The organism is Halodesulfovibrio spirochaetisodalis, assembly GCF_001672295.1.
GTDB lineage: Bacteria > Desulfobacterota > Desulfovibrionia > Desulfovibrionales > Desulfovibrionaceae > Halodesulfovibrio > Halodesulfovibrio spirochaetisodalis.
On sequence record NZ_JXMS01000010.1, the window covers coordinates 55,157 to 69,980 of the forward strand.

General features: G+C 48.7%; 11 protein-coding genes. 7 read left to right on the plus strand and 4 right to left on the minus strand.

Annotated features, from left to right (window positions below; translation table 11 throughout):
- Positions 1-143: 143 nt before the first annotated feature.
- The 7 genes from SP90_RS07460 (at position 144) to speB (ending at position 9,733) form a co-directional block, all read left to right on the plus strand.
- Positions 144-1,463 carry a malic enzyme-like NAD(P)-binding protein gene (locus tag SP90_RS07460; RefSeq protein ID WP_066854174.1) on the plus strand — a complete coding sequence of 440 codons (1,320 nt, stop codon included), beginning with the start codon at positions 144-146 and terminating at the stop codon, positions 1,461-1,463.
- 153 nt (positions 1,464-1,616) lie between these two features.
- Complete coding sequence (locus SP90_RS07465) at positions 1,617-3,101, plus strand: leucyl aminopeptidase (protein WP_066854175.1); 1,485 nt, start codon at positions 1,617-1,619, stop codon at positions 3,099-3,101.
- Between the two features lie 164 nt (positions 3,102-3,265).
- Complete coding sequence (locus tag SP90_RS07470; RefSeq protein ID WP_066854177.1) at positions 3,266-3,673, plus strand: VOC family protein; 408 nt, start codon at positions 3,266-3,268, stop codon at positions 3,671-3,673.
- A 199-nt stretch (positions 3,674-3,872) separates the two neighbouring features.
- Positions 3,873-5,810, plus strand: a complete 1,938-nt coding sequence (gene speA, locus SP90_RS07475) for a biosynthetic arginine decarboxylase (RefSeq protein ID WP_066854179.1) — start codon at positions 3,873-3,875, stop codon at positions 5,808-5,810.
- A gap of 138 nt (positions 5,811-5,948) precedes the next feature.
- Entirely contained in the window at positions 5,949-7,145 is a 1,197-nt protein-coding gene (locus SP90_RS07480) for a saccharopine dehydrogenase family protein (RefSeq protein ID WP_066854181.1), read from the plus strand.
- Entirely contained in the window at positions 7,118-8,275 is a 1,158-nt protein-coding gene (gene nspC, locus SP90_RS07485; protein ID WP_066854183.1) for a carboxynorspermidine decarboxylase, read from the plus strand. Before SP90_RS07480 ends, nspC begins: the two co-directional genes overlap by 28 nt.
- Positions 8,276-8,863: 588 nt before the next feature.
- Positions 8,864-9,733, plus strand: coding sequence for an agmatinase (gene speB, locus SP90_RS07490; protein ID WP_066854273.1), 870 nt, complete (start codon positions 8,864-8,866; stop codon positions 9,731-9,733).
- Between the two features lie 158 nt (positions 9,734-9,891).
- On the opposite strand, the gene leuB is transcribed toward speB, so the two are convergent.
- From leuB to SP90_RS07510, 4 genes are all read right to left on the minus strand, one after another.
- On the minus strand, positions 9,892-10,965 hold the full coding sequence (leuB, locus tag SP90_RS07495; RefSeq protein WP_066854185.1) for a 3-isopropylmalate dehydrogenase: 1,074 nt from the start codon (positions 10,963-10,965) through the stop codon (positions 9,892-9,894).
- Positions 10,966-11,159: 194 nt separating this feature from the next.
- A complete protein-coding gene (locus SP90_RS07500; RefSeq protein ID WP_066854275.1) occupies positions 11,160-11,657 on the minus strand; it encodes a 3-isopropylmalate dehydratase small subunit in 498 nt (165 codons plus the stop codon).
- A gap of 179 nt (positions 11,658-11,836) precedes the next feature.
- Positions 11,837-13,093: a 3-isopropylmalate dehydratase large subunit gene (gene leuC, locus SP90_RS07505; RefSeq protein WP_066854187.1), complete on the minus strand. Its 1,257-nt coding sequence runs from the start codon at positions 13,091-13,093 to the stop codon at positions 11,837-11,839.
- 5 nt (positions 13,094-13,098) lie between these two features.
- Entirely contained in the window at positions 13,099-14,619 is a 1,521-nt protein-coding gene (locus tag SP90_RS07510) for a 2-isopropylmalate synthase (protein ID WP_066854189.1), read from the minus strand.
- Between the last annotated feature and the right edge of the window lie 205 nt (positions 14,620-14,824).

Here is a 14,824-nt window from a genome sequence, read left to right on the forward strand (position 1 = left end):
TTTTCAACGCATTCTATAAGCAGTGTAACGGCTCCGGTAACTGACCTTACGAACAGAGAGCTTATGCCCTGCTAGCCAGTTCCGCCTCCGAACACAACTTACAGCGTGCGCGATTCGCCCAACGTAAACAAAGGTTCAAAATAATGGCGTTATTCACTAAAGAAGAAGCGCTGGAGTACCACAAGTCTCCTCGCTGCGGTAAAGTTGAAGTTGTTACGGTAAAACCTTGCAGCTCACAAAAAGACCTCTCTCTGGCTTACTCGCCCGGCGTAGCAGAAGCATGTAAGGAAATTCATGCTGCCCCCGAAACTGCCGCTCTGTACACCAACCGCTCGAACCTTGTCGGCGTAATTACTGACGGCACAGCAGTGCTCGGCCTCGGTAACATTGGCCCTCTTGCAGCAAAGCCTGTAATGGAAGGCAAAGGCGTTCTGTTTAAAACATTTGCAGACATTGATGTGTTTGACATCAACCTCGCCACTGACAATGCCGACCAGTTCATTGCAACTGTAAAGGCAATGGAGCCAACCTTCGGCGGCATCAATCTGGAAGATATCAAAGCTCCTGAGTGTTTCCACATTGAAGAAACACTGAAGCGTGAAATGGACATTCCGGTATTTCATGACGACCAGCACGGAACAGCAGTTATTTCCGGTGCTGCCATCATTAATGCCTGCGAAATCACCAACCGTGAAATCAGCAACTTGAAAGTTGTGGTGGTAGGTGCCGGAGCAGCGGGCATTGCCTGTTCAAAATTCTACGTAGAGCTTGGTGTAAAGCGCGAGAACATCTTTATGTTCGACTCCCGCGGTCTCATCCACACCGGCAGAGAAGGCTTGAACAAATACAAAGCCGAATTTGCGCAAGACCAAGATCACGGCACACTTGAAGAAGTCCTCAAAGGTGCTGACTGCTTCCTCGGACTTTCCGTCAAAAACCTGCTCTCCAAAGAGATGGTTGCCTCCATGGCTGACAATCCTATTATTTTTGCCATGGCAAACCCTGATCCGGAAATTCCGTACCCGGATGCAAAAGAAGCTTCTCCTGACTGTATTATGGGCACTGGCCGTTCAGACTTCCCTAACCAGATCAACAACGTTTCCGGCTTCCCGTATATTTTCCGTGGCGCACTGGATACATGCGCAACCGAAATCAACGAAGCAATGAAGATTGCTGCAGCACATGCGCTTGCTAAACTTGCTAAAGAGCCAGTTCCGCAAACCATCTGTGAAGCCTATGGTGTTGAGTCTCTGGAATTTGGTGTAGACTATGTCATCCCGAAGCCGCTCGACCCGCGTATTCTTGAATGGGTTGTGCCGGAAGTAGCCAAAGCCGCTATGGATACCAATGTTGCCCGCTTCCAGATTGCCGACCTTGATGCTTACAAAAGCGAGCTTACAGCTCGACTCAAAGCATCGCATAACCGTGTTGATACATTCGTAAAAAGCTATTATTCCAAGTAAGTTTACGTATAGCATCTGGACTCCGGCTCATTCCAGCCTTATACTGCCGGATAGATTTAAAAAGCGGCGCGTTCTGTCATACATTTCGCGCCGCTCTTACACATAGACGTATCAACTACCGGTCATTCCGGATAATCTGCTGTGGAGACAAACATGGATCTTCGATTTCAACAGGCACCAGCCGCAGAGTGGCAGGCAAACACAGTTCTTCTTTTTAACTTCAAAGACGAACCGATTACTGAAAGTATCCCGAACCTTCGTGATTCTATTCCGTGGATTACCATCACTCCGGCAATTCAGGATGCAAAAGGCGAAAAAAATCAGGTTGTCGTGGCGTACGGTCACCCGTCTGTTCCAATGCCACGCGCTGTCATTGTCGGCCTTGGTGAACGTAAGAAATTTAAGCTTGAAGTTCTGCGCGACGCAGTAAAAACTGCGGTTCTTAAATGCAGAGAACTTAAAACAGACACCTGCGCTATTCCTGTTGAAACTCTGGATACCATCGAAGAAGAAAATGCCGTGCTTATCGAAGAGGCAGTTGCTTCTGCATTAATCAGCCTGCACACCTACGATGAGCTTAAAACAACCCAGAAAGAACCAGCACATACACCTCGCTGGATGGGTCTGCTTTCCACAGAAGACAATTTCCCTGATGACCTCCACGTAGCAGCCCGCCGCGGTGAAGCTGCAGCAGCTGGCGTAAACTACACCCGCGATCTTGTTAACGCACCTGCCAACATTATCACTCCAGCAGCACTGGCTGAAAAAGCTGAACAACTCGGCAAAAAATACAATTTCAAACGCACCATCCTCGGTCGTGAAGAAATCATCGAAGCAGGCATGGGTGCATTCATGTCTGTTGCTGCCGGCTCAGATGCGGAACCAAAATTTATTGTACTGGAACACGCACCTAAAGGGACAGAAAAAGACGACCCTATCGTAGTAGTAGGTAAAGGTGTTACCTTTGACACAGGCGGAATCTCCTTAAAGCCGTCCCTCGGTATGCAGGACATGAAATGCGACATGGGTGGCGCAGGTGCCGTGTTCGGTCTGTTCGAAGCACTTGGCAACTCAGATATTGAGCGTCGCGTCATCGGCATTACTCCGTGCACCGACAACATGCCAAGCTCCACAGCAACTCATCCGGGTGATGTGGTAACGTCCCTCAACGGCAAAACTATTGAAGTTATCAACACTGATGCAGAAGGAAGACTCATCCTTGTGGATGCCCTCACCTACGCACAGAAAGAATACAAGCCAGCAGCTATTATCGATCTTGCAACCTTAACCGGTGCCTGCATCGTCGCCCTTGGTCAGCACGCTGCCGCAGTCTTTTCAAATGATGACGAACTCTCCAAAGAAATCAATGCTACAGGCGATCAAGTTGGCGATCTTTACTGGCCTATGCCTATGTGGGATTCCTACTTTGAGACACTCAAATCTGATGTTGCGGACATGAAAAACGTAGGCTCCCGCGAAGGTGGTTCCATCCACGCAGCACTCTTCCTCAAGCAGTTCATTGAAGAAGATGTACGCTGGGCACACCTTGATATTGCAGGCCCTGCATACAACGCAAAAGGCGGTGCAACAGGCTTTGGTGTCCGTACTCTGCTTGAGCTTGTTCGCAAGGGTGTGTAACACCAACTCTTACCAAGATATCTTACTACAATTAAAAGGTTGTACTCCTGATGGAGTACAACCTTTTTTTGTACACAGAATCTGCCTTCCAACTATACTGCCGCCGAAACTGACGGTGTGATACCGTAGAGGCCATAAACCGCTTTGCACAGAGGAGCAGCACTATGAATATTGAGATAGATCACCTTACGCTCAATGTAGAAAGCGCAGAAGTATGTGTACAATTTTACAGTACTATTTTAGGGCTCACGCCGGAAAATCATGATGCATGGAAAGAAGGAAACGCCAAATTTCCTTCTGTACGAATTAATGCCCGCAACATGATTCATTTTTTCCCTCCCGATATGTGGGAAGACATGGGCGACCTTATCTGTTCTCCGGGGAAAGCAAACCATGTATGCCTTGCATACACTCGTAATGAATGGGAAAAACTGCTTCAACGCCTCAATGAGCATGACATTACCATCAACGGCCCGTTCATCATGACTGGGTCACGCGGAAAAGGTACTTCCATATACATTACTGACCCTGAAGGATTTACTGTAGAATTGAAGACTTACGAACTTATTTAAAAGTTTTCTTCCACCACGCTTTATAGTAGACATTTTATATATTGACAGGACTGGCTAATGCCCACTAAAAATTCGCACGCGTATAGTATGAAATATGCGTGTTCGTGTGCCTTCCGTCCGACGGGATAGCGCACATCTGTAGCGGTTACGGCAGCTGAATAATATATGGTGCTGCCGGTGGTCACACCATTAATGGAGTATGTATGAGGTACGACAGTTGGCAAACAAGAACGCCCTCCAGCAGTGGAGTATTGATGACTCTGCTGAACTGTATGGCATCCGCAATTGGGGTGCCGGCTACTTTGACATTACTGAAAATGGCGACGTTGCCATCCACCCGTTTGGACGTGGCAGCAACGTAGCTGTCAGTATTCCTGAGGTTATTAGAGAACTGAAAGAGCGCGGTCTTGAACTTCCTGTTCTTCTGCGCATTGAAAATATTCTCGATTCACAGATTTCCTCTCTGCACAATTCCTTCCGCGACGCCATCAGCACCCTTGAATATAAAGGGGAATACCGGGGCGTTTTTCCTATTAAAGTTAATCAGCAACAGCAGGTGCTTGAAGAAATAGCCAACTTCGGCTCTTCCTTCCATCACGGTTTTGAAGTGGGCAGCAAAGCAGAGCTTATTGCCGCCATCTCTCAAATGCGTGACCATAAAGCATGCCTTGTCTGTAACGGCTACAAAGATGAAGAGTTCATTGACCTTGGCCTCCACGCCATGCGCATGGGCTTTAACTGCATCTTCGTTATGGAAATGGGCTGGGAGCTGTCTACACTGTTGGAACGTGCCGCGTTACTCGGCGTTGAGCCGCAGATAGGTGTTCGTGTAAAACTTTCCGCACAAGGTGGCGGTCACTGGACTGCATCCGGCGGCGAGCGTTCCTCCTTCGGCCTTTCTATGTCGCAGATAACTGACATTATTGATACGCTGAAGGCACAGGATAAACTTCACTGCCTCAAGTTACTGCACTACCACCTCGGTTCACAGATTCCTAACATCCGCAGCATCCGCTCCGCTGTTCAGGAAGCCTCCCGTGTATATGCCGAGCTGGTAAAAGAAGGCGCGCCAATGGGCTACATCGACCTTGGTGGCGGGCTTGCAGTCGACTATGACGGTTCACATACAAACTACGTCTCCAGCCGAAACTACAGCGTCAATGAATATGCAATGGACGTTGTGGAAGCGGTCATGACAACCCTCGATAAGCAGGATATTCCGCATCCGCACATCATCACCGAATCCGGTCGTGCTGTGGTTGCCTACTATTCTGTCCTGCTGTTCAACATCCTCGACGTAAGCAAAATTGAAGACGGCTGTGTTCCTGAAGAAATTCCAGAAGACACGCCTGAAGCTATTGCTAACATGTACGAGGCATACAAGTCTCTCACTCTGCGTAACCTTCAGGAAGCATACAACGACGCACTGTTCTACCGTGACGAAGTGCGCCGCATGTTCCTTGACGGAAGAGTCAACCTTCGCCAGCGTACTTTGGCGGATAACCTCTTCTGGGCGATAACTAAAGCCGTTGCCAAACTGAAAGACAAACTGAAAATAGTTCCCAAAGAGCTGGAAGAAATTGATACAGCTCTTGCAGACATATATTACGCGAACTTCAGTGTATTCCAGTCCCTTCCGGACGCATGGGCCATTGATCAGCTGTTCCCGTTGATGCCGCTGCATCGGCTGAAGGAAGAGCCTACCCGCCACGCCATTATTTCAGACATCACATGTGATTCTGACGGCAAGCTGGATACCTTCATTGACCCTAAAGGTGAAAAGCCCCTGCTCGACCTGCACCCAATGAAAAACGGCGATGAGTACTACCTCGGTGCGTTCCTTGTCGGTGCATATCAGGAGACCCTTGGCGACCTGCATAACCTCTTCGGCGATACAAATGTTGTCAGCGTGCGCATGTACGAAGACGGCAGCTATGAGTTTGTCAGGGAGATTGAAGGCGATACAGTGGGCGAATTGCTCGAATACGTTGAGTACGATCAGCGCAGAATCATGGAAGACCTGCGCTCTATGGCTGAACAAGCTGTGCGCGAAGGCCGTATCACCGCTGCGGAACGGTACGATCTTCTTCAGGCATTCTATGCCGGTTTGCGCGGCTACACATATTTTGAAAGATAATTTCTGCGGACAGAACCTGCGGTAACAGCACAATGCCGTGCGTGTCGTAATGTCTTCTACTTCCTGCAAAGTACGAAGCCTGCTGACTCTCGCACACCGTTACTACACGTTCCACCCGCTCATGCAAGGAGTACAATTATGTCCAAAGTGTTGATCATCGGCGCTGGCGGCGTCGGCGGCGTATGTGTACACAAGTGTGCACAGGTTCCTGAAGTATTCTCTGAGATTGTTCTCGCATCCCGTACCATTGAAAAATGCGATGCAATTGCAGCTTCCGTAAAAGAAAGAACAGGTCGCGATATCGTGACCGACACCGTTGATGCGGATAACGTACCTGAGCTTGTTGAGCTTATTAACAAACACAAGCCGGTTCTCGTTATCAACCTTGCCCTGCCGTATCAGGATCTCACCATCATGGACGCATGTCTCGAAACTGGCGTTCATTACCTTGATACTGCCAACTACGAGCCGCTCGACGAAGCAAAGTTCGAATACAAATGGCAGTGGGAGTATCAGGATCGCTTTAAAGAAAAAGGCCTGATGGCGCTCCTCGGTTCCGGTTTTGATCCAGGCGTAACCAACGTTTTCTGCGCACACGCAATGAAGCACCAGTTTGATGAAATTCATCAGCTTGATATCATCGACTGCAACGCAGGCGACCACGGTCATCCGTTTGCAACCAACTTCAACCCGGAAATCAACATCCGTGAAGTAACCGCAAACGGCCGTTACTGGGAACACGGCGAATGGATTGAAACTGACCCGCTCAGCTTCTCCATGAACTATGACTTCCCTGAAGGCATCGGCCCTAAAAAGTGTTTCCTCATGTACCACGAAGAGCTTGAGTCTCTCGTCAAACACCTGAAAGGTCTTAAACGTGCACGTTTCTGGATGACCTTCTCAGACCAGTACCTGAACCACCTTAAAGTGCTCGAAAACGTAGGCATGACCCGTATCGACACTGTTAAGTATAACGGTCAGGACATTGTACCGCTCAAGTTTCTCAAAGAAGTTCTTCCAGAGCCTGCAGGGCTTGGCGAACGCACTAAAGGGCGTACATGCATTGGTTGCCGCATTAAAGGTATGAAAGACGGTGAACCGAAAGATTACTACATCTACAACATTTGCGACCACGAAGAAGCATTCAAAGAAGTTGCTTCTCAGGCTGTTTCCTACACCACAGGTGTACCAGCCATGATCGGCGCAATGCTTATGCTCACCGGCAAATGGACAGGCGAAGGCGTATTCAATATGGAAGAGCTTGACCCAGATCCATTCATGGAAAAACTCAACATTCACGGTCTCCCATGGACAGAAGTTACCTTCAAAAATTAGACCTGACCCGCCTGCCTTCTCCATGCTTTGTTGTGGATGAAGCAAAGCTTGCGGATAACGCGGCGATACTGGATTCCGTTCAACAGCGTACAGGAGCTAAAATCCTCCTCGCGCTCAAAGGATTTGCAACCTACAGCACTTTCCCTGTGCTCAAGGGCATCCTGCACGGAACCTGCGCCAGCTCTCCGCACGAGGCGAGACTGGGACGTGAAGAATTTGGCGGCGAAGTGCACAGCTTCGCCGCTGCATATTCTGATGACGATATGGCAGAGCTTATCCAATACTCTGACCACATCGTATTCAACTCCTTTGCGCAACTTCGCAAATACCGTCCACTCATTCAGGCAGCAGAACGCACCATCAAAATTGGGGTGCGCGTTAACCCGCAGCATTCAGAAGGCACAACGCCTATCTATGACCCATGCTCTCCGGGTTCACGCCTTGGTGTACGCCTTGAAAACTTTGATGAACACGACCTCGAAGGAGTGTCCGGTCTGCACTTCCACACGCTGTGTGAACAAGATGCCGATGCACTCGACCGTACCCTCGAAGCCGTTGAAAAGCAGTTCGGGCATCTCCTCCACAACATGGAGTGGCTTAACTTTGGCGGCGGACATCACATCACTCGTGAAGGATACGACATTGAACGCCTCTGCGCCTGCATAGAGCGCGCAAAAAACCGTTACAATGTTCAGGTATACCTTGAACCGGGAGAAGCCGTAGCGCTCGACGCAGGCATCCTCGTAGCCACCGTCCTCGACGTAATCAAAGCAGACATGGATATCGCCATCCTTGATGCATCCGCTGCATGCCACATGCCGGATGTGCTCGAAATGCCGTACCGTCCATTCGTCATTGATTCCGCTGAAAAAGGTGGCAAAACCCACTCCTACCGCTTTGCCGGAAAATCCTGCCTTGCAGGAGACGTTATCGGAGAATATTCCTTCGATACTCCGCTCAAAGCCGGAGACAGGCTCGCTTTCACAGACATGGCAATCTACTCCATGGTGAAAACAAACACCTTTAACGGGCTGCAGCTTCCTGCAATCGCTCGATACAACCCGAACTCTGATGAACTGCACATCGTCCGCGAATTTGGATACGACGATTTCAAGTGCCGCTTATCGTAGGTTGTTTTGTCGGCGTAGTTCTTATTTTTCTTTTTTTTTGCCTTCGGCGACCAGAGAACCTTTTTTGAAAAAAAGGTCCTCTGGACTCTCCAAAAAACTTTACCTGCGATTCAATCCCGTTTTTTCCCCCACCTCGCGGCTTTTGCGCCACGACCTTTCATCCCTCACGTCTCTTTATTCAGTATAACATTTCCTTTTAAAATCTTGCTGCACTCCCCCTGTTACTCAATCCGCTTACGCTTCCAACTCAATTCATTCTCTCTCCCATCTTTCTTCATATCTTCCACCAAATTCTCAGTTCCTCTTTATTACTATCTGACCATCTCAAGACAATAGCATTTCCCTCGTAATTCCATCAGTCCGACTCACGCAGCGAAGTGTCGCTGGTGTTTTCAACGTAAGACCCTCGCGCTGTTTTTCGTACCTAACGCTGTCTGTACACTGAACTGTGTGATTCCGCGAATAGCCCGAGGGACTGAAGATGAAAACACCAGCAACATTTCGCGCTGCTTCCCCCATCCCCAACAGTATTCCTGTGTTGGCACCAGCAGTATTGCCAACAAATTCGACACAACGTATAATTTTTCTATGAATAGATTTTTAGCATCAGAACTTGAAGAAACAACACCGGAACAATGCACTTTTCAAATTGTTCCGGTTCCTTTTGAAGCAACGGTTTCCTATGGCGGGGGTACTGCGGAAGGCCCACAAGCTATTCTTGAAGCGTCCGACCAACTCGAATTATGGGATGGTGAATCCATTCCTGCAGATGAGGGTATTTTCACTCACGAACCGGTTGACTGTACTGGCCCTGCAGAACAGATTCTTGCCCGTATTGAAGCAGCAGTAACATCTGCTTCTGCGCATGGTATTCCTGTCATGCTTGGTGGCGAACATTCTGTCACTCTGGGTGCCTTACGTGCGTTAAAAAAGAAGCACGGCACATTCGGCATAGTCCAGTTTGATGCCCATGCTGACTTACGTAAAGCGTACGAAGGCGATCCATATAGCCATGCATCAGTTATGCACCGTGCACTTGAACTGGAACTTCCTGTATTTCAGCTTGGTGTACGCGCTTTTTGTACAGAAGAACGCGAAGTTCGCGCTAAGCATAATATCCCGCATATTGATGCGAAAGACCTGGCACTTAAACCACTGCCGGAAAATTTGCTGCCTGAAAATTTTCCTGAGAACATATACATTACGTTTGATGTAGACGGGCTTGACCCTTCTGTTATCCGTGCAACCGGCACGCCTGTTCCAGGTGGAATTCAATGGTGGCAGGCTATCACCTTACTTGAGAAAGCTGTTGAAAAAAGAAATGTTATCGGATGCGATGTGGTTGAACTTGCACCGCAGGAAGGCGATCATGCTTCTGATTTTGCTGCTGCTCAACTCACCTACTCAATGATGGGTATTATTCAGCGTTCCCGCAAGGCAGCAGAAGATAACAGCTAGTAACCTAACTCATTTCAAGCCGTATAAAAAACACAAAAAAGCCAAACTCGAACACGCAAGGATGTGTTGAGTTTGGCTTTTTCGTCATGACGCACTAATTGTGCAAAGTATCATCAAGCTATCTGCTCTACTATAGAAAGAGCAGACTCTGTTTTTTTCTACAAACGCTCTACTACAAGGTTACCCATGGTGTTACAGCCAACAAGGGTTCCACCGTCAGACATGATGTCTCCGGTTCTGTAGCCTTCACGAAGCACTTTCTGTACAGCGTCTTCGATTGCGTTTGCCTCTTTAATGAGGTTGAAGGAATGACGCAGCATCATTGCCATGGAAAGGATGGATGCAAGCGGGTTTGCTTTATTCTGACCTGCGATGTCCGGTGCTGAACCGTGGATAGGCTCAAAAAGGCCGGAGCCTGATTTATTCAAAGAAGCAGACGGAAGCATACCGATAGAGCCGGTGATTACTGCCGCTTCATCAGAAAGGATGTCACCGAAGAGGTTGCCTGTCACAACAACGTCGAACTGGTTCGGATCGCGAACCAACTGCATTGCAGCGTTATCAACGTACATGTGGGAAAGCTCAACTTCAGGGTATTCTGCTGCCACTTCTTCAACTACAGCTCTCCAGAGACGGGACACTTCAAGCACGTTTGCTTTGTCCACAGAACACACACGCTTGTCACGCTTCATGGCTGCTTCAAATGCAGTACGTGCAATGCGGCGTACTTCGTCTTCATTGTATACCATTGTGTTATAGCCGTAGCGGATGCCGTCACGCACTTCCTGTCCCTGAGGCTGACCGAAGTAAATACCACCGGTAAGTTCACGGACAACCATCACATCAATACCGTTTTCTACGATATCAGGACGAAGGAAGCATGCGCTTGAAAGCTCAGGGAACAACTTTGCAGGACGAAGGTTAGCAAATAAGCCAAGTTCCTTACGGATACCGAGCAAACCAGCTTCCGGACGGGTAGCACCATCAAGGTTATCCCATTTAGGGCCACCAACAGCACCAAGGAATACTGCGTCAGCTTTCTTACACGCGTCTACAGTCTCCTGCGGTAACGGCTTGCCAGTCGCATCAATAGCGCAACCGCCGATTAACTCTTCAGTCAATGTTACGTTGTGACCAAACTTGTCTGCGACTTTTTTTAAGACTGCAACTGCCTGCTCGGTGATTTCCGGCCCGATGCCGTCACCCGGCAATAACACGATGTTCATATCCATTTGTCTTTCCTCGATGAAACTTTTCGTAATTTAGCAGGAGAAGTAAGCCTCGGGTGGCTAGAGCCCCCTTTTCAAAAAGGCTTCTCTTAAACTCTCCTAAAACTTTTATATGCGAGCTGTACGTATATTCGGTACACACTCAGCGGCTCATACTCCATCATTCATTAATTTCAGGAGTAGTTGTCGTAACATTCTTACTTGTTTTTCAGCTTTTCGCTTACGTATGGAATGAGTCCACCGTTATCAACGAAGTCACGCATAAACTGTGGAAGCGGCGGGAATTCGATAACTTTACCTGTAGTGACGTTCACTACGGTACCTGCTTCGATATCTACGGAAACAACATGCCCGTCTTCAATGTGAACAATCTCTTCACCGATTTCGATGAGAAGGAGTCCCATGTTGAAGCTGTTACGGTAGAAAATACGGGCAAAAGAGTGTGCCACAACAACTTTCATACCTGCACCGAGGATAGAAATCGGTGCGTGTTCACGTGATGAACCACAACCGAAGTTCTCACCGGCAACCATGATGTCGCCTTCTGTTACACGCTCTACCCAGCCTTCTTCGAGGCCTTCCATGCAGTTTTCACCAAGTTCTTTCTCGTCAGTTGTTACGAGAAAACGCGCCGGAATGATGGCATCTGTATCTATGTGATCGCCCACTTTGTGAGCTTTACCTTGTAAGGTCATGGTCATTTCTCCCAAAAAAGAATCAAATCGTTTGTGATTGAACCCAAGAACCACCAGCTGACTGGCGTACTCTTGTTCTCCAATCACCACTCACCTATTCGCGGTCAAGGGGGCGTCCCCCTTGTGGGGTGCAGGGGCAAAGCCCCGCCCGCCGGAGGCAGCAAGCCTCCATATATCCGCTACAACTTGCGTGGGTCTGCAATTTCACCAGCCAACGCACTTGCTGCTGCTACAGCAGGGCTGGAGAGGTAAACTTCAGACTCAAGGCTGCCCATGCGTCCTTTGAAGTTACGGTTTGTAGTAGCTACTGCCACTTCACCGTCAGCAAGGATGCCCATGTGACCGCCAAGGCAAGGACCACAGGTTGCAGGACCAACGATACAACCGGAATCCATAAAGGTTTCAATCAACCCTTCACGTAATGCCTGCTTCCAGATGTTTGGTGTTGCAGGAAGTACGATTGCGCGGGTGTGGGAAGCCACTTTACGGCCTTTAAGCACTGCTGCTGCTTCACGTAAGTCGCTGATACGACCGTTGGTACAGGAGCCGATAACGACCTGATCAACTTTTTTCGGATCTACATTTTCTACTGGATGCACGTTATCCGGTAAATGCGGGCATGCAACCATTGGAGACATGTTTGAGACATCAAAGGTAATAACCTGTTCGTACTCTGCGCCTTCATCCGGTGTGAGTGCTTCGTCGTTACGACCACGTGCAGCGGTGTACTCGAGTGTTTTTGCGTCTACAGGGAAGAGACCGCACTTACCACCAGCTTCAATTGCCATGTTGGCAATAGTCATACGACCTTCTACGTCGAGAGCATCCACAGTGGAGCCACCGAATTCGAGTGCTTTGTAAAGAGCACCGGAAACGCCGATTTCACCGATGAGACGGAGGATAAGATCCTTTGCACCGACAAACTCAGGAAGCTCACCATTGAAGATTGCACGGATTGTAGGAGGAACTTTGAACCATGTGGAACCAAGTGCCATACCGCCAGCTACGTCAGTAGAACCAAGACCGGTAGCAAATGCGCCAAGACCGCCGTAAGTACAGGTGTGGGAGTCTGCACCAATTACGATGTCACCAGGGCCTACGAGTCCAAGCTCAGGCAAAAGTGCATGTTCTACGCCGCAATCACCACCTTCGTAGTAGTGAGTAATGTTCTGTTCCTGCGCAAATTCACGGGTGTTTTTTACCTGAATTGCGGATGCGATGTCTTTTTGCGGAGTAAAGTGGTCCATTACGAGAGCCACTTTGTCTTTATCAAACACAGATTTTGCGCCCATTGCCTTGAAAGATTTAATGGCAAGCGGTGCAGTAATATCGTTTGCAAGAACCAAAGATACGTCACACTGAACGATCTGTCCGGTTCCTTCGATTTTTTGATCTGTGTGTCTCTGTAAGATTTTTTGTGCGAGTGTGTGCGCCATGACTGTTAGCCCTCCGAGTTCATTTTATCGAGTCTGTTTAAAGCGTTCAGGAATGCTCTTGCGCTAGCTGCAATGATGTCAGGATCGGATCCACGACCAACTGAGCTGCATCCATTTTCTTCGAGGCGCACGGTTACCTCGCCCTGTGCATCTCCGCCACTGGTGATGGCGTTTACACTGTATCGTTTCAGCTTTGGTGAGCGGCCAACGATCTGGGAAATGGTTTTAAATACAGCGTCAATCGGCCCTGCGCCGAATGTAGTGTGCTCTCTGCGGATACCGTTGATTTCCATTACCACGGCAGCGGACGGAGGCACTCCCACATCACTGGACTGAACGGAGAGATGTACCAGTCTGTATTTGTCCGGGATACGGTAGACTTCTTCAAGGATAATCGCCTCGATGTCTGCGTCGTATACCTTCTCTTTTTTATCTGCGAGGCGCTTAACTGCCTCAAAAACAATCTGTAATTCGTCATCTTCCAACGGGTAGCCGAGTTCGGTTGTTTTGCCTTTAATGGCGTTACGACCGGAGTGCTTGCCGAGGATAATATCTGTTTTTTCGCGTCCTACGGATTCAGGTGTCATGATCTCATAGGTTTCACGGTTCTTGAGCATACCGTCCTGATGGATACCGGACTCGTGAGCAAAAGCGTTTGCGCCGACGATTGCCTTGTTCGCAGGAATCGGCTGGCCAATGATCATGGAGAGCAAACGACAAGTCGGGAACAACTGTTCAGACTTAACGTTGGTATCGATACCGTAGTAATCAGCACGGGTGCGTAAAGCCATAATGAGTTCTTCGAGCGCTGCGTTACCTGCCCGTTCACCAATACCGGAAATAGTCACTTCTGCCTGTCTGGCACCGGCATTGATCGCAGCGAGAGTGTTAGCCACGGCGAGGCCGAGGTCATTATGACAATGCACGCTGAATACAGCCTTGTGGCTGTTGCTGGCGTTCTCAATCACGTGGCGAACCATGTCGCCGAATTCCTGAGGCTGTGCATACCCCACAGTGTCAGGAATGTTGATGGTAGTAGCACCAGCGTTGATTGCTGTTTCTGCAACTTTTGCGAGGAAGTCCCAGTCGGAACGGGAAGCATCTTCAGCAGAAAATTCGATGTTGGATGTGTACTTGGCTGCATGCTTCACAGCCGCTTCAGTCATTTCCAAAACCTGTTCCGGTGTTTTGCGGAGTTTGTACTCCATGTGCACCGGACTGGTTGCTAAGAAGGTATGAATTCGTGGATGCTCCGCGTCTTTAATTGCATCCCAGCACCTGTCAATATCCGCCGCCATCGCACGACACAAACCAGCTACCTGTGAGTGTTTGATGGTTTGTGCGATTTTGCGTACTGCCTCAAAATCCCCTTGGCTTGCAGCAGGAAAACCTGCTTCCATAATATCGACACCCAGACTCTCGAGCTCACGCGCAAGACGAATCTTTTCGTTCTGGTTCATGGTTGCGCCTGGAGACTGTTCTCCATCTCTCAAAGTGGTATCGAAAATGTATAAGCGATCGGACATTGTTTTCTCCTGTGGAGTTACTTTTTTATTCTAATTCATAAACTAATTTCACATAAACCTCTCTTAGTTCGCTAGTAGGATGCATAGTAGTGGACCATGAGGACGATATTCTTTCATTTTTGTAATAAAATGCGTCGTTACGTCGACTGATTTCATGATCTTGGCTCCTTTTTATAACATATTTGTTAAGTTTTTTTCAGGGTAT

What these genes read in the sequence shown, in the direction of transcription:
- SP90_RS07460 (WP_066854174.1), top strand. Translation starts at nt 144, where the DNA reads ATGGCGTTATTCACTAAAGAAGAAGCGCTGGAGTACCACAAGTCTCCT.
- speA (WP_066854179.1), top strand. Translation starts at nt 3,873, where the DNA reads ATGTATGAGGTACGACAGTTGGCAAACAAGAACGCCCTCCAGCAGTGG.
- leuB (WP_066854185.1), bottom strand. Translation starts at nt 10,965, where the DNA reads ATGGATATGAACATCGTGTTATTGCCGGGTGACGGCATCGGGCCGGAA.
- SP90_RS07500 (WP_066854275.1), bottom strand. Translation starts at nt 11,657, where the DNA reads ATGACCTTACAAGGTAAAGCTCACAAAGTGGGCGATCACATAGATACA.
- SP90_RS07510 (WP_066854189.1), bottom strand. Translation starts at nt 14,619, where the DNA reads ATGTCCGATCGCTTATACATTTTCGATACCACTTTGAGAGATGGAGAA.
- SP90_RS07465 (WP_066854175.1), top strand. Translation starts at nt 1,617, where the DNA reads ATGGATCTTCGATTTCAACAGGCACCAGCCGCAGAGTGGCAGGCAAAC.
- SP90_RS07480 (WP_066854181.1), top strand. Translation starts at nt 5,949, where the DNA reads ATGTCCAAAGTGTTGATCATCGGCGCTGGCGGCGTCGGCGGCGTATGT.
- speB (WP_066854273.1), top strand. Translation starts at nt 8,864, where the DNA reads ATGAATAGATTTTTAGCATCAGAACTTGAAGAAACAACACCGGAACAA.
- nspC (WP_066854183.1), top strand. Translation starts at nt 7,118, where the DNA reads ATGGACAGAAGTTACCTTCAAAAATTAGACCTGACCCGCCTGCCTTCT.
- SP90_RS07470 (WP_066854177.1), top strand. Translation starts at nt 3,266, where the DNA reads ATGAATATTGAGATAGATCACCTTACGCTCAATGTAGAAAGCGCAGAA.
- leuC (WP_066854187.1), bottom strand. Translation starts at nt 13,093, where the DNA reads ATGGCGCACACACTCGCACAAAAAATCTTACAGAGACACACAGATCAA.